Annotated in this window: 25 protein-coding genes; 8 read left to right on the forward strand and 17 right to left on the reverse strand. The window is 69.7% G+C overall.

All coding sequences use genetic code 11. The features are described 5' to 3' along the window. Positions 1-22: 22 nt before the first annotated feature. Positions 23-526: a hypothetical protein gene (locus tag DMC64_RS40115; RefSeq protein ID WP_125737783.1), complete on the forward strand. Its 504-nt coding sequence runs from the start codon at positions 23-25 to the stop codon at positions 524-526. Here the strand turns inward: DMC64_RS40115 and DMC64_RS40120 are convergent, their stop codons facing one another. From DMC64_RS40120 to DMC64_RS40180, 13 genes are all read right to left on the reverse strand, one after another. After that, positions 527-1021 (reverse strand): hypothetical protein, encoded by a 495-nt coding sequence (locus DMC64_RS40120; RefSeq protein WP_125737784.1) that lies wholly within the window; start codon positions 1019-1021, stop codon positions 527-529. Continuing rightward, entirely contained in the window at positions 1018-1506 is a 489-nt protein-coding gene (locus DMC64_RS40125; protein ID WP_125737785.1) for a hypothetical protein, read from the reverse strand. The genes DMC64_RS40120 and DMC64_RS40125 overlap by 4 nt, the downstream gene beginning before the upstream one ends. Continuing rightward, entirely contained in the window at positions 1506-2741 is a 1236-nt protein-coding gene (locus tag DMC64_RS40130) for an MCE family protein (RefSeq protein ID WP_199755255.1), read from the reverse strand. Before DMC64_RS40130 ends, DMC64_RS40125 begins: the two co-directional genes overlap by 1 nt. Beyond that, positions 2738-3940 (reverse strand): MCE family protein, encoded by a 1203-nt coding sequence (locus tag DMC64_RS40135; RefSeq protein WP_073846792.1) that lies wholly within the window; start codon positions 3938-3940, stop codon positions 2738-2740. The genes DMC64_RS40130 and DMC64_RS40135 overlap by 4 nt, the downstream gene beginning before the upstream one ends. After that, complete coding sequence (locus tag DMC64_RS40140; RefSeq protein ID WP_125737786.1) at positions 3937-5118, reverse strand: MCE family protein; 1182 nt, start codon at positions 5116-5118, stop codon at positions 3937-3939. Before DMC64_RS40140 ends, DMC64_RS40135 begins: the two co-directional genes overlap by 4 nt. Further along, positions 5115-6146, reverse strand: coding sequence for an MCE family protein (locus DMC64_RS40145; RefSeq protein ID WP_037343494.1), 1032 nt, complete (start codon positions 6144-6146; stop codon positions 5115-5117). The genes DMC64_RS40140 and DMC64_RS40145 overlap by 4 nt, the downstream gene beginning before the upstream one ends. Continuing rightward, positions 6143-7180 carry an MCE family protein gene (locus DMC64_RS40150; protein ID WP_125737788.1) on the reverse strand — a complete coding sequence of 346 codons (1038 nt, stop codon included), beginning with the start codon at positions 7178-7180 and terminating at the stop codon, positions 6143-6145. The genes DMC64_RS40145 and DMC64_RS40150 overlap by 4 nt, the downstream gene beginning before the upstream one ends. Before the next feature lie 238 nt (positions 7181-7418). Further along, entirely contained in the window at positions 7419-8741 is a 1323-nt protein-coding gene (locus tag DMC64_RS40155; RefSeq protein WP_125737900.1) for an MCE family protein, read from the reverse strand. 8 nt (positions 8742-8749) lie between these two features. Next, a complete protein-coding gene (locus DMC64_RS40160) occupies positions 8750-9598 on the reverse strand; it encodes an ABC transporter permease (RefSeq protein ID WP_016332769.1) in 849 nt (282 codons plus the stop codon). A gap of 1 nt (position 9599) precedes the next feature. Further along, positions 9600-10385, reverse strand: a complete 786-nt coding sequence (locus DMC64_RS40165) for an ABC transporter permease (RefSeq protein WP_125675589.1) — start codon at positions 10383-10385, stop codon at positions 9600-9602. A 91-nt stretch (positions 10386-10476) separates the two neighbouring features. Continuing rightward, positions 10477-11238, reverse strand: a complete 762-nt coding sequence (locus DMC64_RS40170) for a glucose 1-dehydrogenase (RefSeq protein ID WP_125737789.1) — start codon at positions 11236-11238, stop codon at positions 10477-10479. Between the two features lie 16 nt (positions 11239-11254). After that, complete coding sequence (locus tag DMC64_RS40175) at positions 11255-12139, reverse strand: 3-oxoacyl-ACP reductase (RefSeq protein ID WP_125737790.1); 885 nt, start codon at positions 12137-12139, stop codon at positions 11255-11257. A gap of 71 nt (positions 12140-12210) precedes the next feature. Continuing rightward, positions 12211-12402, reverse strand: a complete 192-nt coding sequence (locus DMC64_RS40180) for a ferredoxin (protein ID WP_125737791.1) — start codon at positions 12400-12402, stop codon at positions 12211-12213. Between the two features lie 103 nt (positions 12403-12505). On the opposite strand from DMC64_RS40180, the gene DMC64_RS40185 reads away from it, so the two are divergent. The 4 genes from DMC64_RS40185 (at position 12506) to DMC64_RS40200 (ending at position 17503) form a co-directional block, all read left to right on the forward strand. After that, positions 12506-13687 carry an acyl-CoA dehydrogenase family protein gene (locus tag DMC64_RS40185; RefSeq protein WP_125737792.1) on the forward strand — a complete coding sequence of 394 codons (1182 nt, stop codon included), beginning with the start codon at positions 12506-12508 and terminating at the stop codon, positions 13685-13687. 9 nt (positions 13688-13696) lie between these two features. Beyond that, positions 13697-14770 carry an acyl-CoA dehydrogenase family protein gene (locus tag DMC64_RS40190; protein WP_125737793.1) on the forward strand — a complete coding sequence of 358 codons (1074 nt, stop codon included), beginning with the start codon at positions 13697-13699 and terminating at the stop codon, positions 14768-14770. After that, positions 14767-16278: a long-chain-fatty-acid--CoA ligase gene (locus DMC64_RS40195; RefSeq protein WP_125737794.1), complete on the forward strand. Its 1512-nt coding sequence runs from the start codon at positions 14767-14769 to the stop codon at positions 16276-16278. Before DMC64_RS40190 ends, DMC64_RS40195 begins: the two co-directional genes overlap by 4 nt. Before the next feature lie 127 nt (positions 16279-16405). Next, a complete protein-coding gene (locus tag DMC64_RS40200; protein WP_125737795.1) occupies positions 16406-17503 on the forward strand; it encodes an alpha/beta hydrolase in 1098 nt (365 codons plus the stop codon). On the opposite strand, the gene DMC64_RS40205 is transcribed toward DMC64_RS40200, so the two are convergent. Further along, entirely contained in the window at positions 17455-18060 is a 606-nt protein-coding gene (locus tag DMC64_RS40205; RefSeq protein WP_125737796.1) for a TetR/AcrR family transcriptional regulator, read from the reverse strand. The genes DMC64_RS40200 and DMC64_RS40205 overlap by 49 nt on opposite strands. Before the next feature lie 63 nt (positions 18061-18123). Between DMC64_RS40205 and DMC64_RS40210 the strand changes: the two genes are divergently transcribed. Beyond that, positions 18124-18561: an SgcJ/EcaC family oxidoreductase gene (locus DMC64_RS40210; protein WP_125737797.1), complete on the forward strand. Its 438-nt coding sequence runs from the start codon at positions 18124-18126 to the stop codon at positions 18559-18561. Here the strand turns inward: DMC64_RS40210 and DMC64_RS40215 are convergent. Genes DMC64_RS40215 through DMC64_RS40225 form a run of 3 tightly spaced genes read right to left on the reverse strand, consistent with a single transcriptional unit; the run spans position 18545 to position 23309 of the window. Continuing rightward, complete coding sequence (locus DMC64_RS40215) at positions 18545-21238, reverse strand: bifunctional GNAT family N-acetyltransferase/acetate--CoA ligase family protein (protein ID WP_125737798.1); 2694 nt, start codon at positions 21236-21238, stop codon at positions 18545-18547. The genes DMC64_RS40210 and DMC64_RS40215 overlap by 17 nt on opposite strands. 2 nt (positions 21239-21240) lie before the next feature. Further along, positions 21241-22413: an acetoin utilization protein AcuC gene (locus tag DMC64_RS40220; RefSeq protein WP_125737799.1), complete on the reverse strand. Its 1173-nt coding sequence runs from the start codon at positions 22411-22413 to the stop codon at positions 21241-21243. A gap of 47 nt (positions 22414-22460) precedes the next feature. Further along, complete coding sequence (locus tag DMC64_RS40225) at positions 22461-23309, reverse strand: sulfurtransferase (protein WP_125737800.1); 849 nt, start codon at positions 23307-23309, stop codon at positions 22461-22463. Between the two features lie 108 nt (positions 23310-23417). Here DMC64_RS40225 and DMC64_RS40230 point away from each other — a divergent pair, with 108 nt between their 5' ends. Both DMC64_RS40230 and galK read left to right on the forward strand, forming a co-directional pair. Continuing rightward, complete coding sequence (locus tag DMC64_RS40230; protein WP_016332755.1) at positions 23418-24137, forward strand: metal-dependent transcriptional regulator; 720 nt, start codon at positions 23418-23420, stop codon at positions 24135-24137. Further along, complete coding sequence (gene galK, locus DMC64_RS40235) at positions 24134-25315, forward strand: galactokinase (RefSeq protein ID WP_125737801.1); 1182 nt, start codon at positions 24134-24136, stop codon at positions 25313-25315. Before DMC64_RS40230 ends, galK begins: the two co-directional genes overlap by 4 nt. Positions 25316-25348 lie beyond the last annotated feature (33 nt).

Consider the following 25348-nt stretch of genomic DNA (forward strand, 5'->3'; position numbering starts at 1 on the left):
AGCACGAGGAAAAGGGGAGAAAATGGGTGCGAAGAAGTGGGCGATGGTGACGTTGACGGCGGCGGGAACGCTGGCCGCGTGCGCGGTACCGAATCAGGGAACGGCGATGCCCGCCGTCGCGGTGGCCGCTCCGCCCAACACGATCGTGATCCAGCCGCCCGCCGTCGCGGCCCCGCCGCAAACGGTTTACGTCGCACCACCCGCGACGCAGACCGTCTATCCCGCACCGTCGGTTCCCGTGGCGCAAACGGTGATCGCCTTCTACGACGCGATCAACCGGCGTGATTTCCCCACCGCGTGGAATCTCGGTGGGCAACGGCTGGCGAAAGGCGGCACTTTCGCTTCCTGGTCCAGCGGATACGCGACGACTTCGTGGGCTGCGGTCACCGTGCGGAGCGTGAGCGGGAACACCGTGTACGTCGACCTTTCGGCCCGGCAGACCGATGGTTCGCTCCGCACTTTTTCCGGTTCTTACACCGTTTCCGGCGGCGTGATCACCGCCGCGAACATGAAACGCCTCTCCTGATCACAGCGGGACGAGCTGAGAGATCTTCCATCGTCCGTCGACGCGCTGCGCGGTGACCGAAAGCTGGGACACCGTCGACTGCGGCGCCCCGCCACCGGCGGTCATCGTCTGCTGGTCGAGGAACAGCAGCACCTCGGCCTGGTCGCCGCGCAGGGACCGGACGCCGAGCGACCGTACCGTCGTCGTGCGCACCAGCTTCCCTTCCTCGGCACGCTTCCGTGCCGAGGCGAACTGGTCCCGGTACTGGCCGGTCGCCTCCCCGGTCAGCACGTCGGCGGCGGCCCGTTCGGTGCGCGCGAGGTTGCTGTAGTCGTAGGAGAACACGGCCTTCACCCCGGCACCGACCTGGTCCGCGACCTCGGCCGTGGCGGCCTGGTCCACCAGCGCCGCGTTGCCGTCCGAACCCAGCGAGGCCGCCTGGAGGCCGAACCACACCGCACAGCCGCCGGCCAGCACGATGACCGCGATCAGGAGCCGCGGGACACGCCCGGTCATGAGCCCGCCGCCTGGACCGCGCTGACCTTCCAGCCGTCCTCGACGCGCTGGTAGTCCACGGTCAGCCTGCTCACCTTCGGCACGGCCGACCCACCGCCGGTGCTGACCCGCACGTCCAGCACGGCCATCAGGCGCGCCGTCCCGGCGGCGGCGTCGAGTTCGGTGACCGCGGCCTGCTTGAGCTTGGCGGTGGCGACGGTCTTGCTCGCGGTCGCCCGGTCGATCTGGATCTGACGGTCGCCGGTGAGGTCCTTGCCGAGCCGCCCGGTGGTGACGCCGAGCCAGCGGTCGACGTCCTTCGCCCCGCTGCGGTAGTCGATCGTGTTGAGCACCTCCAGCTGGCCGGACGCGGCGGCCAGGACGGCCTCGCGCTCGCGGCCCCTGGCCAGGCCGTCGTCGCCCGCGGCGCTCCACCACGACCAGCCGAACCAGGCGGCCGCGAGGACCGCCAGCGCGGCCACGACGGTGAGGGCGCGGGTGAGCATCACTTCCCGCCCAGCAACGCGCCGAGCCCGCCGGGCGCGGATCCGGTGAGCAGGCTCAGCACACCCGGCAGCTGGGCGGATTCCGCCGCCTGCGGGGTCTGCTTCGGCCGCTCCGGAACCGCCGGCGGCTTCCCGGCGTACGGGGCGTTCTGCGAGCCTCGCACGCCGGTGGGGCTTCCTGGCGGCTCGGCGCAGTACGCCTGGGTGTTCACCGGCGCTTCGGTGGTGTCGTTGGCGGGACGCTGTTTCGTGCCCTCGTAGCCCTTCGTGCACGAGACCGGGTCGAAGAAGTTGAACACGACGCCGAGGTGGCCGGTGCCGTCCGGCGACGTCGAACGCGAGAACGCCGAGATGATCGGGTACGCGACCAGGAGTTCCTCGATGGCGTCGGTACGGGCGGAGGTGATCTGGGCCGTGGTGAGCGTGTTCGCGAACAGCACCCCGAGGTCGGTCCCGGACACCGCGAGCACGTCGCTGATCTGGCGGCTCAGCTTCGGCGCCTCGTCGATCACGCGCCGCAGATCCGGGTCGGACGTCTTCAACTGCGCGGCGATCGTCTTGAGCCCGCTGGAGAACTGCGTGATGTTGTCCGCCTGCCGCCGCTGGGTGTCCAGCACGGTCCGCGAGTTGGCGAGCAGGCCCTGCGTGTCGGGCAGGTACTGGGTCGCGGTCGCGGTGAGCGAACCGGTGCTGTTCAGCAGCTGCCGCAGATCCGGGCCGGTGTTCGCGAACGCCTCGTAGGTCTCGTCGACGACGGTCCGCAACGATTCCGGCTTCACACTCGACACCAGTTTGTCCAAATTGGACAGTACGGTGTCCGGTGCGAGCGGGATCGAGGTCTTGTCGCGTTTGATGACCGAACCCTCGGCGAGGTACGGCCCGTTTTCGTGCATGGGCAGGAGATCGACGTACTGCTCCCCCACCGCCGACCGGTTCGCGACCGCGGCCTTGGTGTCCGCGGGGATCTTCGGCGCGCCCGAATCGATGTCGAGGCCGAGGTCGATGCCGTGTTCGGTGAGCGTCATCGACGCGACCTTGCCGACCGCGACGCCGCGGTAGGACACCTCGGCGTTGACGAAGATCCCGCCGGAGTCCACGAGCTGCGCGGTGACGAGGTAGCCGCGGGTGCCGAAAAGCCGGTCGAGCCCGGCGTAGTTGCCGCCCGCGTAGACGACCGAAACCACCGCGATGACGACGAACACCGCCAGCTGGATCCTGATCTTGCGCGTGATCACCGGCCACCTCCCAGCAGCGGCCCGAGGATCCCACCGAGCACGCCGCCCAGCGCGTCCCCTTGCGCGGCCGGAGGCGCTTGCGGGAGATCACCGGGCAACGGCAACACCGGCGGGGCGGCACCGTTGTTGAACGGGATCGCGCCGGGTGTGCCGGTGCCCTGGGTGCCCGGCAGCTGGATGATCGGCTGCGACGAGTTGTTCATGTTCTCCAGGAAGGTGTCGAGGTTCAGGTCGATCTTGGCCTCGACGTTCGCGTAGTCGCCCTTGATCACGTTGCCCGCGTAGTCCGGGAACGGATACGTGAGCAGGATCCGCAGCGCCGTCGGCAGGTCCTGGCCGGCCTCGGTCAGCTTCTTCAGCGTGGGCTGCAGCGCGCGCAGGTTCGCGACCAGCGTGTCCTTGCTCGCCTTGATCGTCTCGGTGGCGACCCCGGAAAGGGTGTTGAGCGACTGCAGCATGCCGACGAGCTGATCCCGTTGCTCGGTCACGACCTTGAGCCCAGGCGAAAGGTTGTCGAGCGCGTTCGTGAGGTTCTGCGTCTGGCCGACGAGGGTCTTGGACAGTTTGTCGAGACCGTCGATGGCGCGCAGGATCTCGCCCTTGTGCCCGTCGAGTTCGGTGGCCAGTTTGTCCACCCTGGACAGCAGGGAGCGGACCTCGGCCTCGTTGCCGGTGAGCGCTTCGTTGAGTTCGTGGCTGATCTTCTGGATCTGTTCGACCCCGCCGCCGTTGAGCAGCAGGGAAAGCGCGCCGAGGACCTCTTCGACCTCGGGGTTGCGGTTCGTGCGGTCCAGTGGGATCTTCGCGCCCTCGGCGAGCGTTCCCTCGGGCTTTTCGGGAGCGTGCAGATCGACGAACTTCTCCCCCAGCAGGCTCGACTGCCGCAGCTCGGCACGCGCGTTCGCGGGCAGCGCGATATCGCCGTTGACCACCATGCTCACCCACGCCGAACGCGTGTCCGGCGCGAGGTCGATCTTCTCGACGCGGCCCACCGGGACGTCGTTGACCTTCACACTCGCCTGCGGCACGAGATCCAGGACGTCGGAGAACTGCGCGGTGAGCCGGTACGGATGGTCGCCGAGATCCGCGCCGCCCGGCAAGGGGGTGTTGTACAGCCCCGAAAACCCGCCGTCACTGCATCCGGCGAGCACGAGGACGCCCGCCATCACCCCGGCGATCTTCTGCCGCTGCCGCCTCATTTCGGGAGTCCTTTGGTCATCACGTCCACCAGTGGGAGCGGCAACGGCGGCAGTTCGCCGCTCTGCAGCGAAGCCAGCACCTGCGGGACCGACGGGAGTTTCAGCGTGCCGTCGAGGACGGGCGCGAGCTGTTTGCAGATGTTGCCCAGCGCGTCCGGGATCGGTTTCGGCGTGCTAGCGCTGATCAGGCGGCACACGGTCAGGATCGGCGGGTGGGTCAGTTCGTTGAGGTTGTCGCGCACCGCGATCGTGCCGGACGCGGCGTCGTAGGAGTTGATGAAGTTGGTCGCCCCGGTCGGCGCGATGTCGATCACCTCGGCGAGCGAGGCACGCTGGTCCACGAGCACCTTCGTCAGCCCGGCCAGCTTGTCCACATTGGACGAGAGCAGATCCTTGTTCTCCGCGACGAACTTCTCGACGTCGCCCATCGCCGTCGCCAGGGAGCTCAGCGCGGAGCCGACGTCGGCGGAGTCCGCGGCCAGGAACCCGCTCACGTCCGCCGCCCGGCGATAGAACTCGTTGAGCTGCTTGTCGCTTTCGGCCAGCGCGCCGGTGAAGGAGTTCAGGTTCCGCACGGTGGTGAACAGGTCGCCTTTGGAGCTGTCCAAGGTCTTGGCCAGTTCGGACAACCGAGTCACCGTGGTGTTGAGGTTCTTCCCGTTGCCGGCGAGGTTCGCCGCCGCGGTGTCGAGCACGTCGGACAGCGCGCCGTTCTTGTTGGCCCCGTTGGGTCCGAGGCTGGTCGAGAGCTTGTCGAGACTCGTGTAGAGGTCGTCGAGTTCGGCGGGCGTCGCCGTCTTCTCCTTGGCGATCACCGTGTCCGTCGCCATTTGGGGGCCGCTCTCGTAGGCCGGGGTCAGCTGGACGTAGCGGTCGCTGACCAGGCTCGGCGCGACGACGACGGCGCCCGCGTCGGCCGGGATCGGTGTGTCGCCGTCGATCCGCATGTCGACCCGGACCGCCTCGCCCTGCGGGGTCACGCCGGTGATCTCCCCGACCTTCACCCCGAGCACCCGGACCGACGAACCCGCGTAGAGCCCGACGGTCTTGCCGAAGTAGGCGCTGATCCGGGTCCCGCCCGGTTCCTTGAACACCAGCCACAGCCCGGCGGTCAGGAGGAGCACGAGGACGCAGGCGAACGCGACCCAGTTGTACAACGTGCGGGTCCGGGTGCTCATCGTCCGCCCACCCCCTGGTTCGGCGCCGCGATCGGCGGGGTGCAGCCCTCCGGGTTCACCTGGAACGCGCCCGCGATGATCGTCGGCGGCAGCAGACCGCACAGGTAACCCTCGAACCAGCGTCCGTTGCCGGTGGCGTTGGCGCCGACGCGGGCGAACGGCGCCATCAGCGCGAGGCTGCGGCTGAGGTTGTCCTGGTTGCGCTGCAGGATGTCGGTGACCTTGCCGAGTTTCTCCAGCGTCGGCTTCAGCTGTTGCCGGTTGTCGGCGACGAGACCGGACAACTGCGCGGAAACCTGTTGCGTGCCCTTGAGCAAGGTGCTGATCGCGTCCTTCCGGTTCTGCAGTTCGGCGAGCAGGAGATTGCCGTCGTCGAGGATCCGCTTCAGCTGCGCGTTGCGATCGGACAGCGTCTTGGACACCTTGCTCGTGTTGGCCAGCAACGCCTTCAGGTCACTGTCGCGTGAGGACACCGTCTTGGACAACGAGGAAAGCCCGCCGAGCGCGTCCTTGAGGTACTGCGGGCTGTCCTTGAGCGCGTCGGACAGGACGGTGAAACTCGTCGCCAGCTGCGCGGTGTCGATCTCGCCGACCGTGCCCGAAAGCTCCTGGAACGCGTCCTGCAGTTCGAACGGCGTCCGCGTGCGGTCGAGCCCGATGGTGGTGTTCGGGTCCTGGTTCGCCTTGCCCTTCGGCGTGAGCGCGAGGAACTTCTCGCCCAGCAGCGTCTTGATCTCGATCGACGCCGCGGTCGCGTCGCCGACCCGTACATCCTTGACCCGGAACTTCACCAGCACCTTCTTGCCCGCCAGCTCCACCGAGCTGACCTGCCCGACCTTGACCCCGGCGACCTGGACCTCGTTGTCCGGCGCCAGCCCGGCCGACTCGCCGAAGTACGCGGAGTACGTCGTCCCGCTGCCGAACAACGGGATCCGGTCGGAGAAGTACGTCGTCGCCGTGATCAGCACGATCAGGATCAGCGTCACACCGCCGACCACGGCCTGATTGCGTTCCTTGAGCGGCTTCACGGCCCGCACCTCTCCGGTCGCTGCGTGCCGGGCAGCGGCGTGATCGGCAGTTCGATGTTGAGCGATTTGATGCCGATGCTGCCGGAGATCCCGCACAGGTAGTAGTTGAACCAGCTGCCGTAGCTCAGCGTCCTGGTGAACTTCTGCAGGTTGCCCGGCAGCACCCCGAGGAGATGGTCGAGCAGCTGTTCGGAATCGCCGAGGTTCTGTGACAGCGCGCCGAGCTGCGCGACGTCGTCCTTGAGCGCGGGCCGCGCGTCGGCGAGCAGGCCGGTCGTGGCGACGGTGAGGTCGCCCAGCGCCTTGACCGCGTCCCCGATCGGCTGGCGCTGTTCGGAAAGCCCGGTGACCAACCGCTGCGTCTGGTCGATCAGCTCGCCCAGCTGCGGCGAGCGCTGCTCGACCGTGCCGAGCACGGTGTTGAGGTTCGCGATGACCTCGCCGATGATCTTGTCCTTGCCCGCGATCGCCGACGTGACCGACGCGGTGTGCGCGAGCAGGCTGGTGATCGTGCCGCCCTCGCCCTGGAAGACCTGGATGATCTCGTAGGAAAGTTTGTTGACGTCCTCGGGGTTCAGCGCGCGGAAGAGCGGTTTGAACCCGTTGAAGAGCACGGTCAGGTTCAGGGCCGGTTTCGTGCGCTCGGGCGGGATGACCCCGCCGCGCGGCAACGACTTCTCGTCCCCGATATCCGTGCCGAGCGAGAGATACCGCTGCCCGACGAGGTTGCGGTACTTGATGGTCGCGGTCACCGAGGCAGGCAGCCGGTGCGAGGTCTGGACGTCGAAGTGGACCTGGGCGAGGTTCCGTTCGCCCTCCTCGACCTCGATCTTGCCGACCTGGCCGACCTTCACGCCGACGATGCGGACGTCGTCGCCCTCCTTGAGACCGGACGCGTCGGTGAACTTGGCCGTGTAGCCCGAAGTCTCGCCGAAGTTGGTGTTCGCGATGGTGGCGCCGAGGATCGCGGTGAGGAGCACGGTCACCACCGCGAAGACGAGGATCTTGATCAGATCCGGGACGAAGGACCTCATCGGGCGCCCCTCCCGTCCCCTGTGCTGAAGGACGCTTTCGCCGCGTCACATGCGGTGAAGGGACCCTTCGGCCCGGCTTTGCTCCAGGGGGTCGTAGCCACCACAAGCGTGTCGGCGGCGCCCGGCGAGGCCAAAACGCGCCCGAACCCGGAGCAGCGGTCCGTGAAGGCATCCTTCCCTACCTTGAGAGTAGGGAAGGATGCCTTCACGGACCCGGACCCCACGTTCGGCACAGTCCTCATCGCAGTTCCACCTCCGCCCCGCGGTACAGCGGCCCCACCAGCAGGCTGCCCCAGTTCGGCACCTGGTCCGGCGTCGTGCCCATCGCCGGCGACACGAGCAGGTCGATCAGCCGCCGCTCGTCCGGCGAGTTCACCATCGAACCTCCCGCGTTCCCGCCCGCGGGAATGGTCCCGTTCGAGGGCAGGGTGCCGTCGGGATCGCGCGGCGGCGCGGGTTTCGACGATCCGTCGTCGATGGCGCCGTCCGGCGGGTACTGCGGCCAGCGGCCCGGCGGCGGGACCTCCGGGTAGCACCGGGGCCCGCGTTTGTCGTTGTACTTCGGCTCGTCGACGCCGGGCAGGTACTTGCCCCGGCTCGGCGTGAACTCGATCGTCACCCGGCTGACCTCGGGATGCGCGGTGCCCTTGCCGAACGCGAGTTCCGCGCGGGGCACCGATCCGGCGAGCTGTTTGAGCAGGCACGGGTATTCCGGCGCGTATTTCGCGAGGACGTCCAGAGTGGGCTGCAGATTGGTGGTGAGGCGGATCAGGTTGTCCTGGTTGACTTTCAGGAAACTCGTCAGATCGATCGAGGCCGCGGTCACCGTCGAGTAGACGTCGGCGAGCCCGCGCTGGCTCTCGACCAGGGTCTTGCTCGTGGTGGTCAGATCCGAAAGCGCGGCCAGCAGATCCGGCGCGGCCTTGTCGTAGATCGCGGCGGCGTCGGCGACTCCGGTGATGTCGGCCTTGAGGTCGGGCAGCGACGGGTTCACTTTGCCGAGGTACTCCGAAAGTCCCGCCATCGTCGCGCCGAGCTGCTTGCCCTGACCGTCCAAAGCGGACGCGACGGCGTTGAGCGTGCTGGCCATCTTCTCCGGCTGGACGGCCTGCAGCAACGGCATCACGTTGCCGAGCACGGTTTCCAGCTCGATCGCGCTGCTGCTGCGGTCCTGCGGGATGACGTCGCCCTCGGCGATGTGCCGTTCCGGCTTCTCGGGTATCTGCAAGGCGACATACCGCTCGCCGAACAACGTCTTCGGCAGCAGCCGCGCGGACACGTTGGACGGGATGACCGACGTCTTGTCCGGCTGCAGCGCCAGATCCATCGTCGCGCGGTCACCGTGGGCCTGGATCGCGCGGACCTCGCCGACGACCATTCCCCGCACCTTGACGTCCGCGCCCTCGCGCATCTGGTTGCCGATGCGGTCGGTCTCCAGTTTCACCAGGGTCACCGAAGTGAACGCCTTCTGGTAGAAGGCGATGGTGGTGACGAAGAACAGCACGACCACCACGAGGAAGATCAGCCCCAGCACCTGGTGCCGGAGCCGCTGCAGCAGCATCCTCCTGTTCACCCGGAAATCCTCACTGTCGTGGTGGCGCCCCAGATCGCCAGGCTCAGGAAGAAGTCGAGCACCGAGATCAGCACGATCGACGTCCGCACCGCGCGGCCGACCGCGACGCCGACCCCGGCGGGCCCGCCACTGGCGGTATAGCCGTAGTAGCAATGGGACAGGATGACGAGCACGCTGAAGATGATCACCTTGAGGAACGACCAGAGCACGTCCTCGGGCGGCAGGAACAGCGTGAAGTAATGGTCGTAGGTGCCCGCGGACTGGCCGTAGAGCCAGATGGTGATCTGCCGCGACGCGAGATAGGACGAAAGCAGCCCGACGGCGTACAGCGGGATGACTGCGGTGACGCCAGCGATCACCCGCGTTGTCACCAGATACGGCATGCTCGGCACACCCATCACTTCGAGCGCGTCGATCTCCTCGGAGATCTTCATCGCGCCCAGTTGCGCGGTGAACCCGCAGCCGACGGTGGCCGAAAGCGCGAGCCCGGCCGAAAGCGGCGCGACCTCGCGGGTGTTGAAGTAGGCCGAGATGAACCCGGTCAGCGCGGCCGTGCCGAGCTGGTTCAGCGCCGAATAGCCCTGCAGGCCGACAATGAGACCGGTGAACAGGGTCATCCCGATCATCACGCCGAGCGTCCCGCCGATCACCGCGAGCGCGCCCGTGCCGAAGCTGACTTCGGTCAGCAGGCGGAAGATCTCGCGGCCGTACCGCCGGATCGTGCGCGGGGTCCAGGCCAGCGCGCGGAAGTAGAACGACAGCTGGCCGCCGAAGCCTTCCAGCATCGCACCGGGACGCGCGATGATCTCGAGCGTCCGGTCGGAGACAGCGGGTTCGCCTGCCATGTCACATCGCCTTCGGCGGCACGATCCGCAGGTAGATCGCGGTCAGCACGACGTTGATCAGGAACAGCAGCAGGAACGTGATGACCACGGCCTGGTTCACCGCGTCGCCGACGCCCTTCGGCCCGCCCGCCGGGTTCAGCCCGCGGAACGCCGCGACCACCCCGGCGACGAAACCGTAGAGGAGCGCCTTGATCTCGCTGATCCAAAGGTCCGGCACCTGCGCGAGGGCGTTGAAGCTGGCAAGGTACGCGCCCGGCGTGCCGCCCTGCATGACGACGTTGAAGAAGTAGCCGCCGAGCACGCCGACGACGCTGACCAAACCGTTCAGCAGTACCGAAACCACGATCGCGGCGAGCACGCGGGGCACGATCAGGCGCTGGATCGGGTTGACCCCGAGCACCTCCATCGCGTCGATCTCTTCGCGGATCTTGCGGGCGCCGATGTCGGCGCAGACCGCGCTGCCGCCCGCGCCCGCCACCAGCAGCGCGGTGATCAGCGGGCTCGCCTGCTGCACGATCGCGAGCGCGCTCGCCGCGCCGGTGAACGACTGCGCGCCGATCTGCTGCGTCAGCGATCCCAGCTGCAGTGCGATGACCGCGCCGAACGGGATCGCCACGAGCGCCGTGGGCAGGATGGTGACACTGGCGAAGAACCAGCACTGCTGGATCCATTCGCGGAACTGGAACGGTCGTTTGAAGATCGCGCGCAGGACTTCCCACGACAGCGTCGCGAGCCTGCCGACCTGTGTGAGCGCACCCGTACCGGGGACGGACACCGTCGCTCCCACAGAACCTCCCAGTCGCCTGCCCCGAGTCTTACTCCACCTGTCAACGCCCCATTGCGTTAGCGGTGTTCACTTTGCTCTCGGCACCTCCGCGTCAGAACTTGAGAGCGTGCGTCGCGGTCGCGCCGCCGTCGGCGACGAACTCCGCGCCGGTGCTGTACGAACTTTCGTCACTGGCCAGGAACAACACGAGTTTCGCGATGTCCTCCGGCTGTCCGACGCGGCCGAGGGCGACCTTCTTGCCCACCCACGACATGTCGACCTTCTGCCCGCCCGCGGCGGCGGCGACCATCGGGGTGTCGATCGCGCCGGGGTGGACCGAATTGACCCGGATGTTCTTCGCGCCGAGTTCGAGCGCGGCGACCTTGGTCATCCCGCGGATCGCGAACTTGCTCGCGGTGTAGGCGACGAGGAACGGCATCCCGGCGAGCCCCTCCACTGAGGACACGTTGACGATGGAGCCGCCTCCGGCCCCGGTCATCGGTTCAACGACCGAGCGCATCCCGAGAAACGCCCCGATCTGGTTGACCCGGACGACGCGTTCGTAGTCGGCGAGCGTGGTCTTGCCGAGTTCCGAGAAGTGCAGGATGCCCGCGTTGTTGACCAGCACCGTCGGCGGGCCGAACTCCGCCCGGGTGCGCTCGATCGCCGCGTCCCATTCGGCCTCGTCGCCGACGTCGAGATGCTGGTAGACGGCCGCTTCGCCGAGATCGGCGGCGAGTTTCTTGCCGTCGAGGTCGTTGATGTCGGCGATCACCACGCGCGCGCCCTCGGCGACGAACAGCCGCGCGGCCGCCTCGCCCTGCCCGCGGGCACCGCCGGTGATCAGCGCTACCTTGCCGTCGAGCCTGCCCATCGTCATCTCCTCCGGTTCACGGCAGCGACATGATCTCGGACGCGGAGAACATCCGCTCCGGGTCGCGGTCGGCGAAGTAGCCGCCCACGCTGGTGGCGAGTTCTTCGGGGGTCCAGGTGCCGTTGGCGGTGTCGAACCGCTGTTCCACCGACGGCGGCCGCATCAGCGCGACCATCCCGCCGTAGACGAGGAACACCTGGCCGTTGACGCGATCCGCGTCCGGCGAGCAGAGGAACGACACGAACGGCGCGACATGGTCGACCGAAAGCGGGTCGATCCCCTCCGGCGCGTCGGCACCGAAGACGGCTTCGGTCATCGCCGTGCGGGCGCGCGGGCAGATCGCGTTGGCGCGGACGCCGTAACGGGAGAGACCGCGCGCGGTGGAGACGGTCAGCGCGGCGATGCCCGCCTTGGCCGCGCCGTAGTTCGGCTGGCCGGGGGCGCCGAGCAGGAACGACTCCGACGCGGTGTTGACCACCCGGCCGTACACCGGCGCGCCGTCCACTTTGGACTTGTCGCGCCAGTACGCCCCGGCGTTGCGCGAAAGCAGGAAGTGCCCGCGCAGGTGGACGCGGAGCACCGTGTCCCATTCGTCGTCGGTCATCGAGAAGAGCATCCGGTCGCGCAGCACACCCGCGTTGTTGACCAGGACGTGCAGCCCGCCGAAGTGGTCGACGGCGGCGGTGAGCAGCGCGTCGGCGGTCGCGGACTCCGACACGTCGCCGGTGACCGCGATGGCCTTGCCGCCCTCGGCCTCGATCTCGTCGGCCACCGCCTGCGCGGCGGCGGACACGTCGTTGACCACGACCGACGCTCCCGCGGCGGCCAGCGCCAGCGCCTCGGCCCGGCCGAGTCCCGCGCCGGCGCCGGTCACGATGGCCGTCTTGCCGTCCAAACTCACTCCGGGCCTCCTTGCCTCTCCGCACACACTAGAATCTGTTCTTGCTCGATGCAAGCAGCAAATAAACGGTGCTAACCACGTATGAGCAGCGCGTTTTTCGGGCAGCTCGCCACGGCTTGAGTAACACGTTCTACTTGACTCTGTGGAACTTCGCCCGTCGCGAGGACAAGCTCCTCGTCGTCATCGAGATCGAAGACCTCCGGCGCGAAGCCGACACAGATCGCGTTCGCCTCGCAGAGTGAGCGATCGACGTCGATCTCCATATTCCCTCCTCGCCGTCACACCTGGTACAACTAGAACAGGTTCTACCCTACCGCCGCGAGCGGCCATGGCACCAGTAACGAGCACCGACGGCAGAGGTGACGGATGCGGATCGACTACACGCCGGAGCAGCGGGCACTGGCGGGCGAACTCCGGGAGTACTTCGCCGGGCTGATGACCCCGGAGCGCCGCGAAGCCCTGGCCGGCGACGGCGGCGAGTACGGCAACGGCCTGGTGTACAAGGAAATCGTTCGCGACCTCGGCAGTGCGGGCTGGCTCGCGATCGGCTGGCCCCGCGAGTACGGCGGGCAGGACCGGCCGATGCTCGACCAGCTCATCTTCACCGACGAGGCGGCCGCGGCGGGGGTGCCCGTCCCGTTCCTGACGGTGAACACCGTCGGCCCGACGATCATGCGGTACGGCACCGAAGAACAGAAGGCGTTCTACCTGCCGAAGATCGCCGCGGGCGAGCTGCACTTCGCGATCGGCTACTCCGAGCCGGGCGCGGGCACCGACCTGGCGGCGCTGCGCACGCGCGCGATCCGCGACGGCGACGACTACGTCATCAACGGCCAGAAGATGTGGACGAGCCTGATCGAGTACGCCGACTACATCTGGCTGGCCGCCCGCACCGACCCCGAGGCGCATCGGCACAAGGGCCTGAGCATGCTGATCGTGCCGACGTCGGCCCCCGGTTTCTCCTGGACGAAGGTGCACACGGTCGCCGGGCCGGGCACGAGCGCGACCTACTACGACGACGTCCGCGTCCCGGTGACCTCCCGGGTCGCGGGCGAGAACGAGGGCTGGCCGCTCATCACGAACCAGCTCAACCACGAGCGGGTCGCGCTGACCTCGGCCGCGCCGATCCAGACGTCGCTGCGCGACGTGCGCGCCTGGGCGCAGACCACGAAACTGCCCGACGGCACGCGCGTCGCCGACCAGCCGTGGGTGCGGCTGCACCTGGCGCGGATCCACACCCACGCCGAGTACCTGAAACTGCGGAACTGGCGGATCGCCTGGGCCGCCGCGAGCAGCGAGCTCGGCCCCGAGGAGGCGTCGGCGACCAAGGTGTTCGGCACGGAGTTCGCGACCGAGGCCTACCGGCTGATGATGGAGATCCTCGGCGCGGGCGCGGTGGTCCGCGAGGGCTCCCCCGGCGCCCAGCTGCGCGGCCGGATCGAACGGCTGCACCGCTCGTCGCTCATCCTCACCTTCGGCGGCGGCGCCAACGAGATCCAGCGGGACATGATCGCCGCGACCGCCCTCGGCCTGCCCGTCACGCGCTAGGAGATATCGATGGACTTCACGCTCACCGAAGCGCAGCGAGACCTCGCGTCGCTCACGCGCCGGATCCTCACGGACAAGGTCACCCCCGAGGTGCTGGGGCCGCACGGTTCCGGCGGCTTCGACGCTCCACTGTGGACTTCACTGGCCCAGGCGGGCGTACTCGACGCGGCGCTGCCGCAGTCGGTCGGCGGTGGCGGGTTCGGGCTGCTGGAGCAGTGTTCGGTACTGGCCGAAATCGGCCGCGCGGTCGCGCCCGTGCCCTATCTGACGTCGGTGGTCATGGGCGCGGCGGCGGTGGCCTCCTTCGGGGACGGAAGGCTCGCCGAACGCTGGATCGTCCCGGTCCTGCGCGGTGACCACGTCCTCGCGGTGGCGTTGCCGGACTACGGCGTGCCGTGCGGGTTCACGGCCGAGGCCGACGGCGACGGCTGGCGGCTGACCGGCGCGCAGACCGCGGTGCCGTCGGGCGCGTTCGCGCACGGGTTCCTCGTCGAAGCCGCCATCGACGGCGGTCGTCAGGTGTTCCTGCTCGACCGGGACGCGGTGACGGTTTCGCCGCAGCGGACCGTCGACCACGCGGACGCGGCGCTGGTCGAGCTGTCCGGCGCGAAGGCTACGGCCTCGCTGGGCGACATCGGCGAATGGCTGCGGCTGCGAGGCACGATCGGTGTCTGCGCGCAGCAGCTCGGCGTCGTCGAACGGGCTTTGGAGCTGACCGCGGCGTACGCGCGGGAGCGCAAGCAGTTCGGGCACCTGATCGGGAGTTTCCAGGCGGTGCGGCAGCGGCTCGCCGACGCCTACGTGGACGTCGAAGCCGTCCGTCTGACGTTGTGGCAGGCCGCCTGGCGGCTGAGCGAAGGGCTTCCGGCGGCCGAAGAGGTCGCGACGGCGAAGTTCTGGGCGGCCGAGGCCGGGCACCGTGTCGCGCATACCGCCGTGCACATCCATGGCGGGGTCGGCATCGACGTCGACCACACCCTGCATCGCTACTTCGTCGCGGCGAAACGGCTCGAGTTCACCTTCGGCGGGGCGACCGCGCAGCTGGGCGGGCTCGGCGACCTCCTGGCCGCGGCTCCGGCATGACCTCCACGGTCACGGAACTCCTGCTCGCGCGGGCGGAGGACCGCTCGACCGGGTTGCTGTTCGAGGACCGGCGCTGGACCTGGGCCGAGCACGTCCGGGCCTGCGCCGGCTACGCCGCCGCGCTCACCGGGATCCTGTGTCCCGGCGGGCATTTCGGCTTGCTGGCGGACAACGTCCCCGAGTTCTCGTTCCTGCTCGGCGGGGCGGCGCTCTCGGGGCACGTGCTGGCCGGTCTGAACCCGACGCGGCGGGGCGCGGCGCTCGCGCGGGACATCGCGCTGGCCGACTGCGAGCTGGTGTTCGCCGAGGAGAAGTACCTCCCCTTGCTGTCCGAGGCGGGCGTGCCGGTGCTGCCGCTGGGCGAGCTCGAACCGGCCCGGGAAGCCGTCGTGCCGGTGGCCGCGAAGCCCGAAGACCTGCTCATGCTGATCTTCACCTCCGGCACCAGCGGAGACCCGAAGGCCGTCCGGTGCACGCACGGCAAGATCGCCTACCCCGGCGAGATGCTGGCGACGCGGTTCGGTCTGTCCACAGAGGACACCGTCTACGTGTCGATGCCGATGTTCCACTCCAACGCCATCATGGCGGGCTGGTCGGTCGGGCTCGCGGCGGGCGCGGGGATCGCGCTACGGCGGCGGTTCTCGGCCTCCGGTTTCCTGCCGGACGTCCGGATGTTCGGGGCGACTTACGCCAACTACGTCGGCAAGCCACTGTCCTATGTGCTCACCACTCCCGCCCGGGACGACGACGCCGACAATCCGCTGAAACTGGTCTATGGCAACGAAGGCGCGGAGGCCGATCTCGCCGCGTTCGGCGCGCGATTCGGCTGCCACGTGGTCGACGCGTTCGGTTCGACCGAGGGCGGCGTGAACTTCGGCAGGGACGCCACCACCCCGCCCGGTTCGCTCGGCCGCCTCCTCGACGGCGTCGCCGTTCTCCATCCGGAGACCGGGAAACCCTGTCCCCCCGCGGAATTCGGCGAAGGCGGGAAGCTGCTCAACGCCGCCGAAGCGGTCGGCGAACTGGTCAACACCGGCGGTCCCGGCTTCTTCGCCGGGTACTACGGCGATCCCGAGGCCGAGGCCGAACGGATGCGCGGCGGGATGTACCACACCGGCGACCTGGCGTACCTCGACACGGACGGTTATTGCTATTTCGCGGGCAGGCTCGGCGATTGGCTGCGCGTCGACGGTGAGAACCTCGGCACCGCACCGATCGAACGCGCGCTCCTGCGGCATCCCGCCGTCAGCGAGGCGGCCGTGTACGGCGTCCCGGATCCGCGCGTCGGGGACCAGGTGCTGGCCGCCCTGGTCTGCCGGGCGCCGATCGACGTGGACGAGTTCGCCGCTTTCGTTGCCGCACAAGGCGATCTGGGTCCGAAACAGTGGCCCCGGTTCGTCCGCGTGCTCGACGCGCTGCCCCGGACGGCCACGCACAAGGTGCTCAAACGGGAACTGGCCGCGGACGGGACACACGATGCCCTGGAGCTCCGCTACCCCCGCGTTTAGTCCTCTGAATGCGATAGTTCGCATTCAGAGGACTAAATGCGGAAGGGGACCCGGGGGCCGATCCCAGGGTCGGGACCGGTGATCTTCCCGATGTCCGCGGCCGGGCGCGCTCCCTACGTTCGGTGCCATGAAACGAACAACGCGCCGGATCGGCGTACTCACCACCGCACTCGCCCTTCCCGCCGTCCTCCTCGCGCCGTCCGCGTCGGCGGCCCCCGTCCGCTTGAGCCTGCCCGCGCCGACCGGCCCGTTCGCGGTCGGTACCACCGACCTCCACCTGATCGACCGCTCCCGCCAGGACCCGTGGGTTCCCGGCACCCCAAGGGAACTGATGGTCACCGTCCGGTACCCGGCATTGCCGAGCGGAAAGCCAAAGGCGCCGTACATGGCGCCGGGTGTCGCGAAGGTGGTGGCCGAAGGCGACGCCGCCAAACTCGGCATGCCGTCGGACCGGCTCGACTACCGCTTCCCCACCCACTCCCGGATCGGCGCACCCGCGATCGGCGGCGAACGGCCGGTCGTGCTGTATTCACCCGGGGGCACGTTGTCGCGTTCGCACGGCACCACGCAGCAGGAACAGCTCGCGAGCGAGGGCTACGTCGTGGTGGCCGTCGACCACACCCACGAAGCGGAAGCGGTGGAGTTCCCCGGCGGCCGCGTCGAGAAGAAGGCCTTGCCGCCGTCGAGCATCGAGGTGTCGAAACGCGTGATCGAGACCCGCCTGCGGGACACACGTTTCGTCCTCGACTCGCTAGGCCTGACCCGGGTCGGCATGTTCGGCCATTCCGCCGGCGGGTTCACCGCGGGCGAGACGATGGTGAGCGACCGGCGCGTCGTCGCCGGGGCGAATCTGGACGGCAGCATGGCCCACTCGCAGTCTCAGCGGATCTTCGGCCGCGTCGCCGACGAAGGACTGGACCGGCCGTTCCTGCTGATGAGCGCCGGTGACCACAGCGCGGCGTCGGACGCGTCCTGGCAGGAGTTCCAGCGCAATCAGCGCGGCTGGACCGGGGAAACGCGGCTGCCGGACGGTGAGCACTTCAGCTTCACCGACTATCAGACCCTGCTGCCGCAACTGGGGAACGCGCCGGCCGCGTTCGTCGGCACCATCGATCCCGCACGAAGCGTCGCCGTCCAGCGCACCCGGCTCTCGGCGTTCTTCGCCGAGCACCTGCGTCACCGAAGCAGCGATGCGACCAAGGTGTCCTTGAGCCAGGCTTCGTAGTCGTCGTGACTCCACCCGGCCTCGGCTACGAGGCTGGTGTGGACGTCGGCGCTCATCAGGGCCACGGCGATGTCCGTGGCCCTGGGCACCAGGGCGCGGCCGCTCTTCCGGACGCGGTCCATGACCATCTCGACGCCGAGCCGGTTGCGCCGCGCGCCCTCCGCCTGGGTCGCGGCGATATCCGGATCGACGGCCGCGCCGGAGCTCAGCATCGCGACGATGTCCCCGCAGCGTTCCCGGACTTGGCGGGCGACCGTGGCGAGCAGGCCGAGCAGCGCGACCGGATCGTCGGTCCGCTGTGCCTCGGCGACGAGGTCGGGGATCCCGGCCTCGTCGTCGAGGAGGTCGACGAGACCGCCGAGGACACCGGCCTTCGACCCGAAGTGCGCGTAGATGGTCTGCGGCGAGACCCCCGCTTCCTGGGCGATGACGCGGATCGGCGTCCGCGCGTACCCGCGCTCTGCGAACAGGCCGCGGGCCGCCGTCAGGATCGTGCGCAGCGTCAGCGCCTCACGGCGATCGCGCAACCGGACGATGCCGGGAAGGTCCGCCGACATGTATGCTCCTCGAAAGTTGGAACGTTGTTCTAACTAATGGATCGTTGTTACAGGAGGATAGCGATGACCACCGAGGAGATCATCACCGCGCTGGAACGTGCCTGGAACGCGGGCGACGGCGAGGCGTGGGCGGCGAACTTCGCCGAGGACGCGGACTTCGTCGACGTCGTCGGCCGGATCCAGCGCGGCCGCGCGACGATCGCGCGCGAGAGCCAGAACATCTTCGACACCATCTACCGGGGAAGCACGCTGAGGATCCGCCAGGTGTCGAGCCGCCCGCTCGGCGGCGGGTTCGACCTCGTGCACACCGCGACCGTGCTGACCATCCCCGCCGGGCCACTGGCCGGGGAAGCACGGGCGGTGCAGACGAAACTCGTCCGTGACGGGCTGATCGTCGCGTTCCACAACACGATCCGCGGCGATATCGCGACGTTCACCCGGCACGACGAGGACCTCGCGGCCCGCTCGCCCCAAGAGTGGGAGCTCAAGCAGGGGCGTTGATCGGCCGCAACCGTCGCGGCCCCGTGTCGGGACGGGACGGTGGCGGGCCCAGCACGATCCGGGCGTTGGCCACGAAAGCGCCGTCCGGCGAGGCCAGGATCGGGTCGAGCGTCATCGACCGGACCTCGGGGTTGTCCTCGGCGAGCGCCGCGACGCGCAGCACGATGTCCTGGAGCGCGGCCAGATCCGCCGGTTCGTCGCCGCGGTAGCCGGTGAGCAGCGGCGACGTCCGCGGTTCGCGGAGCAGGGTGGCGGCGTCGACGTCGGTCAGCGGGACGGCACGGTAGGCCCGGTCCCCCAGCAGCGTGCTGACCAGACCGGAGAGCCCGAACGACACGAGCGTGCCGAACGACGGGTCGTCCTGCAGCCCGATCACGCAGGACAGGCCCTTGGGCGCCATCCGCTGGACGTAGACCTCGTCGTCGCCGGAGATCTCCCGCAGATCGAGGTATGCCCGGCGCACTCCGTCCACAGAGGACAGATCGAGCCGCACCCCGGCGAGGTCCGGCCTGCCGCGCAGCCGTTCGTCGATGGCCTTGAGCGTGACCGGGAAGCCCAGGTCCTCGGCCGCTTTCACCGCTTCGTCCGCGGAGGTCACGACCCGGAACGGGACGACGTCGATGCCGTAGCAGCCCAGGAGCCGGACCACGTCGTCGTCGGAGAGCAGCGTGGTCTTGCCGTCCTCGGCCGCCAGCAGTTCGGCGACGATCACCTGCGCCTGCTCGGCGTGCAGGCCGGCGGGACGCACCAGGTTGCCCTGCGGCCGCTGCCGCCAGGCGGCGTATCGCACGACCCGCGCGAGCGCGTTCACCGCGCGTTCCGGGCTCGGGTACGACGGGACCGAACCCCGCGTCGGCACGCCGTCCTCCGACAGCACGGCCAGCTCGTCCGGCACGCCCTCGACGGCGAGGAAGGTCGACACGATCGGCTTGTTCTTGTCCATCTCGACGACGGCCTCCCGCAACGCGCGGGCGTACGCGGTCCCCGGGATCGCGAGCGGTGGCACGAAGACCACGACGAGCGCGTCGGTGTCCGGGGAGTTGAGCGCCTCGCGCACGGCGGCGGCGAATTCCTCCGGGCTCGCCTGCGGCCCGACGTCGACCGGGTCGGCGGTCAGCCGGAGGCCGTGCGCCCGCGCCGTGTCGGCGGCGAGCAACCCGATGGCGCTGGAGTTGCCCACGATGGCGATCCGCGGCCCGGCGGGCAGCGGCTGATGGGCGAAGACCAGCGCGGTGTCGAAGAGCTGCGCGAGCGTGTCGACACGGACGACACCCGCCTGCTCGAACAGGGCCTGGACGCTGGATTCGTCGACCTCCGCCGAGGTCGCGGCGAGCTGCGGGCGGACGGCGTGCCTGCCGGATTTCACCGCCACCACCGGCTTCGTCCGCGCCAGCCGCCGCGCGAGCCGCGCGAACTTGCGCGGGTTGCCGAACGATTCCAGGTACAGCAGGACGAGATCGGTCGCCGGATCGGTCTCCCAGTACTGGAGCAGGTCGTTGCCCGAGACGTCGGCCCGGTTCCCCGCCGAGACGAACGTCGAAAGCCCGAGGCCGCGTGCTTCGGCGTCGGCCAGGATCGCGGTGCCCAGCGCGCCGGACTGGCAGAAGAACCCGGTGCGGCCGCGCGCGGGCAGGCGGGGCGCGAGGGTGGCGTTGAGCCGGACCGAGGCGTCGGTGTTGAGCACGCCCAGCGCGTTCGGGCCGACGACGCGCATACCGTGCGCCCTGGCCTCCCCGACCAGTCTCAGTTCGGCGTGCAGCCCGTGCGGCCCGGCCTCGGCGAACCCACCGGAGACGATCAGGAGGGTCTTGACCCCTTTGGCCAGCGCACCGTCCAAAACGGACTCGACGGCCTCGGCGGGCACGGCGACCAGCGCGAGGTCGACGTCCTCGGGGATGTCCACGACGGACGGATAGGCACGGACGCCGCGGACGGATTTGTGCTCCGGGTTGACCGGGTAGACCGTTCCGGCGAAATCGGCGCTGAGCAGGTTGGTGAGGGCGACGTAGCCGATCTTCGTCGGATCGGTGGACGCGCCGATCACCGCGACCGACTTCGGATGCAGCAGGTTGTGCACGCTGCGGGCCTCCGCGGCCTGCTCCCGGGAGCGGGCGACCGCGAGCGACTCCTCGGTCGGGTCGATGTCGAACTCCAGGTGCAGCACGCCTTCTTCGATCTCGCGGCTGACCTGGTAGCCCGCGTCACGGAACACCCGGACCATGCCCGCGTTCTCGGCGAGCACCTCGGCGACGAAGCGGCGCAGCCCGGATTCCGAGGCGGCCGCGGCCAGATGCTCCAGGAGGATCGACCCGAGCCCGCGGCCCTGGTGGGCGTCGTCGACGACGAACGCGACCTCGGCCGACGGTCCCTGGTCGAGCCGTTCGTACCGGCCGACCGCGACGATGTCGTCGCCCAGCAACGCGACGAACGCGACCCGGTCGTGGTGGTCGACGACGGAGAACCGTTCGAGATCGCGCTGCGGGATCCGCGGATAGGCGCCGAAGTACCGGAAGTACCGGGTGCGTTCGGACAACCGGCCGTGGAAGGCGACGAGGCCGTCGGCGTCGCTCGGGATCACCGGGCGCAGGTGCACCGTGCCGCCGTCGGAGAGCAGGACGTCGGCCTCCCACTCGCGCGGGTAGTCGTAGGGGTCGCGTTTGGTGTCCTCACTTACCATGTTCAGTCCCTCGGATCGTCCGGATCGAGGCCGTGCAGGGGGAAGATCGCGCGGCGGGTGTCGCGGATGGCGATGTCGACCGGCTCGTCCTCGCCGTCTCCCCACGGGACGAAGGCGGTGTCGCGGTCGTCGGACATGCCGGGCGGGATCTCGGCCTTCGGCGCCGCCCTGGTGATCGACGCGACCCAGTTCGGCGGCAGCGATGTCGCCGGGTCGACGTCGCGGTCGAGCACGGTGGCGAGCAGATGGGTCCAGGATCGGGGTACCACCCGGATCAGCTGGTAGCCACCGCCGCCCACGGCCAGCCAGCGGCCACCGGTGTGCGTCTCGGCCAGTTCGCGCAGCCGCCGGTAGATGGCGCGATGGCCGTCCACGGAGAGCGAGAGGTCCGCCAGCGGGTCTTCCTCGTGTGAGTCGACGCCGCATTGGGTGACGAGGATCTGCGGCCGGAACTGCTCCAGCAGCGACGGCACCACCGCCTCGAACGCCCGCAGCCAGCCGCCGTCACGGGTGCCGGGCGGCAGCGGCAGGTTGACCGAGGTGCCCTCGGCCCCGCCCTTGCCGATCTCGGCCGAGTAGCCCGTGCCCGGCCACAACGTGAACGGGTGCTGGTGCAGGGAAACGGTCAGCACCCGCGGGTCGTCGTAGAACGCCGTCTGCACGCCGTCGCCGTGGTGGACGTCGGTGTCGACGTACGCGACGCGATCGAAGCCGTGGTCCAGCAACCACGAGATCGCGACCGAGCAGTCGTTGTAGACGCAGAAGCCCGACGCCTTGCCCGGCATCGCGTGATGCAGGCCGCCGGCGATGTTCACCGCCCTGGTCGCCTCGCCCTCGGCGATCTTCCGCGCGGCCAGCAGGGTCGAGCCGACGACCAGCGCGGAGGCCTCGTGCATGCCGGTGAACACCGGGTTGTCCTCCGTGCCGAGCCCGTGCGCGAAGTCGGCACCGGTCATCGGCGCCTGCCGGACGGCCTCGATGTACTCGCCGAGGTGCACGCGGCGCAGCTCGTCCTCGCCCGCCGGGCCGGGGATCAGCAGTTCGACCCCGTCGAGCACGCCGAGTTCGGTGGCGAGCCGGATGGTCAGCTCGAGCCGCACCGGATTGAACGGATGCTCGCCGCCGAGGTCGTAACCCAGCAGCGAGGAGTCCCATACGACGGCCGGTGCTCGCATGGTCGGAACTCTAGTGCCCGGACGCGGCTCGTGCGCCGTTCCGCGGGTCAGCCGGGCAGATCCCCCGTGGCCACCGGGCGCTCCGGATCACGGGACCAGTGCGACCACGAACCCGTGTACAGCGCCGCGGGCTCCGGGTGGCCGGCGACCTCGAGCGCGAGCACGACGGACGAGGCGGTGACGCCGGATCCACAGTAGACACCGACCGGTGTCTCCGGGGCCACGCCGAGCCCTTCGAACCGCTCGGCCAGCTCCGAGGCGTCGCGCCAGCGGCCGTCCTCCCCGACGTGCCCGGAGAAGGGCGCGTTGACCGCGCCGGGGATGTGCCCGGCGCGCGGGTCGATCGGCTCGGTCTCGCCCGCGTACCTCGGCCGCGCCCGCGCGTCGAAGAGCAGCCCGTCCCTGGCGAGAGTGGCGGCCTCGGCCGCGTCGAGCACCGGCATGCCGCCCGGCTCGACGACGATGTCGCCCTCCGCCGGTGACGGGATCTCGTCGGTGAGCGGACGCTCTTCCTCCGCCCACGCGGCGAACCCGCCGTCCAGCACGGCGACCTCGGCGTGCCCGGCCCAGCGCAGCAGCCACCACGCCCGGGCCGCGACCGAACCGTCGGAGTCGTCGTAGACCACCACCGGGTGACCGGCGCGGACCCCGGCCGCCCGCAGGTGCCGCTGCAACGTCTCCGGCTCGGGCAGCGGGTGACGGCCGCCCTCCCCCGGCTCCCCGGCGAGCGCCGTGTCGAGGTCGACGTACACCGCGCCCGGGAGATGCGCCTCACGGTAGGAATCGGCGCCGGGCGGCCCGGCGAGCCGCCAGCGGACGTCGAGGACTACGGAGCGTGCGGATTCCGGCCCGGAGAGCCGCTCGGCGAGTTCGCTGGTGGTGATCATGGGGCGCATGGGCCCATCTTCCCGTGCCCCACGTCTCCATGCCCAGCTTGGGGGACTTTTCCCGCCTCGGTGCTTGTTCTCCCCACGCCTGCGTCGCTGTCGGTGCCAGCGACTACGATGAGCAACGCGGACGAAGGGGACAGCGTGAACGATCTCATCGACACCACAGAGATGTACTTGCGTACCATCTACGAGCTCGAAGAAGAAGGTGTCGTCCCGCTGCGGGCCCGGATCGCGGAGCGGCTGCAGCAGAGCGGCCCGACCGTGAGCCAGACCGTCGCCAGGATGGAACGCGACGGACTGGTCGTGGTCGCGGACGACAGGCACCTGCAGCTGACCGAGCACGGTCGCGAGCTCGCCATCGCGGTCATGCGCAAGCACCGGCTGGCCGAGCGCCTCCTGGTCGATGTCATCGGCCTGGAATGGGAGCACGTCCACAACGAGGCCTGCCGCTGGGAACACGTGATGAGCGAGGCCGTCGAGCGCAAGCTGGTGAAGCTGCTCGACCACCCGACCACGTCGCCCTACGGCAACCCGATCCCGGGGCTGGACAAGCTCGGCGACGGTGATCCCGCCCCGCCCGCCGAAGCCGACCTCGTGCGGCTCGACGAGTTCGCCCGCATGGGCGGCGGCGAGGTCGAGATCCGCCGCATCGCCGAGCACGTGCAGCTGGACGAGACGCTGATGACGGAGCTCAAGTCGGTCGGCATCGTGCCCGGCAGCCGGGTCAAGGTCGGCAAGACGGCGCCCGGCGGCACCATCGAGGTCACCGGCGGGAGCAGCACCGCGCAGGTGCCCGTCTCGGCGTTGCACGCCGTGCTGGCGCAGGCCAGGTGAGCGCCGCGTCCGACGCCGCGGAGACCTTCCAGGACCTCCACGGCCGGGCTCCGGCCGGCGTCTGGTCCGCACCGGGCCGGGTGAACCTGATCGGTGAGCACACCGACTACAACGACGGTTTCGTGCTGCCGTTCGCCCTCCCGCACCGGCTCGCCGCCGCGGCGTCGCCGCGCGAGGACGGTGTGCTGACCGTGGCCACCCTCGGCTCGGACGGGCGGGTCCAGGAATCCGGCCCGCTCACCATCGCCGATCTGCGGCCCGGCTCGGTGGAGGGGTGGGCCGCGTACCCGGCCGGGGTCGCGTGGGTCCTGCGGGACCAGGGCCTCACCGGTGGCGCGGACGTGGCGATCGCGGGGAACGTGCCCTCGGGGGCTGGTCTTTCCTCCTCCCACGCGCTCGAATGCGCCGTCGCGCTCGCCCTCCTGGGGCTGGCGGGCATCACCCCGGGGACCGGCGCGGGTGCGCCGACCCTGCACGAGGTGGCCCGCTGGGTGCAGCGTTCGGAGAACGACTTCGTCGGGGCGCCGACCGGCCTGCTCGACCAGACCGCTTCCCTGTGCTGCACGGAATCGAACGTGCTGTTCCTCGACGTCCGTTCCGGCGAGCTGGAGCAGGTGCCGTTCCCGCTGGAGGAATCCGGCGTCCGGATCATGATCATGGACAGCCGCACGAAGCATTCGCACGCCGAGGGCGGCTACGGCGAACGCCGCCGGGGCTGCGAGCGCGCCGCGGAGCTGCTCGAAGTGAAGGCGCTGCGGGACATCGGCGTCGACGGGCTGGACACCGCTCTCGCGAAGCTGCCGGACGAGCTCGTGCCGCTGGTGCGCCATGTGGTGACGGAGAACCAGCGCGTCCTCGACACCGTGGACCTGTTGCGGGCGGGCCGGATCACCGAGATCGGCCCTCAGCTCGACGCCTCGCACGTGAGCATGCGCGACGACTACCGGATCTCCACCCGTGAACTCGACCTCGCCGTCGATTCGGCCCGCGAGGCCGGGGCGCTCGGCGCGCGGATGACCGGCGGCGGCTTCGGCGGGTCGGCGATCGCCCTGGTCCGCGAGTCCGATGTGGACACCGTGGGCCGGGCGGTGAAGGCCGCGTACGAAGCGGCGGAGCTGCGCCACCCCAGGCTGTTCACCGCCGTGCCGTCGCGTGGCGCGGGCCGCGACGAGCTCTAGCGGCCGCACCACCCCCGGGCGCGCACCGTGCCC

This window comes from Amycolatopsis sp. WAC 04197 (genome assembly GCF_003947475.1).
Taxonomy (GTDB): Bacteria; Actinomycetota; Actinomycetes; order Mycobacteriales; family Pseudonocardiaceae; genus Amycolatopsis; species Amycolatopsis japonica.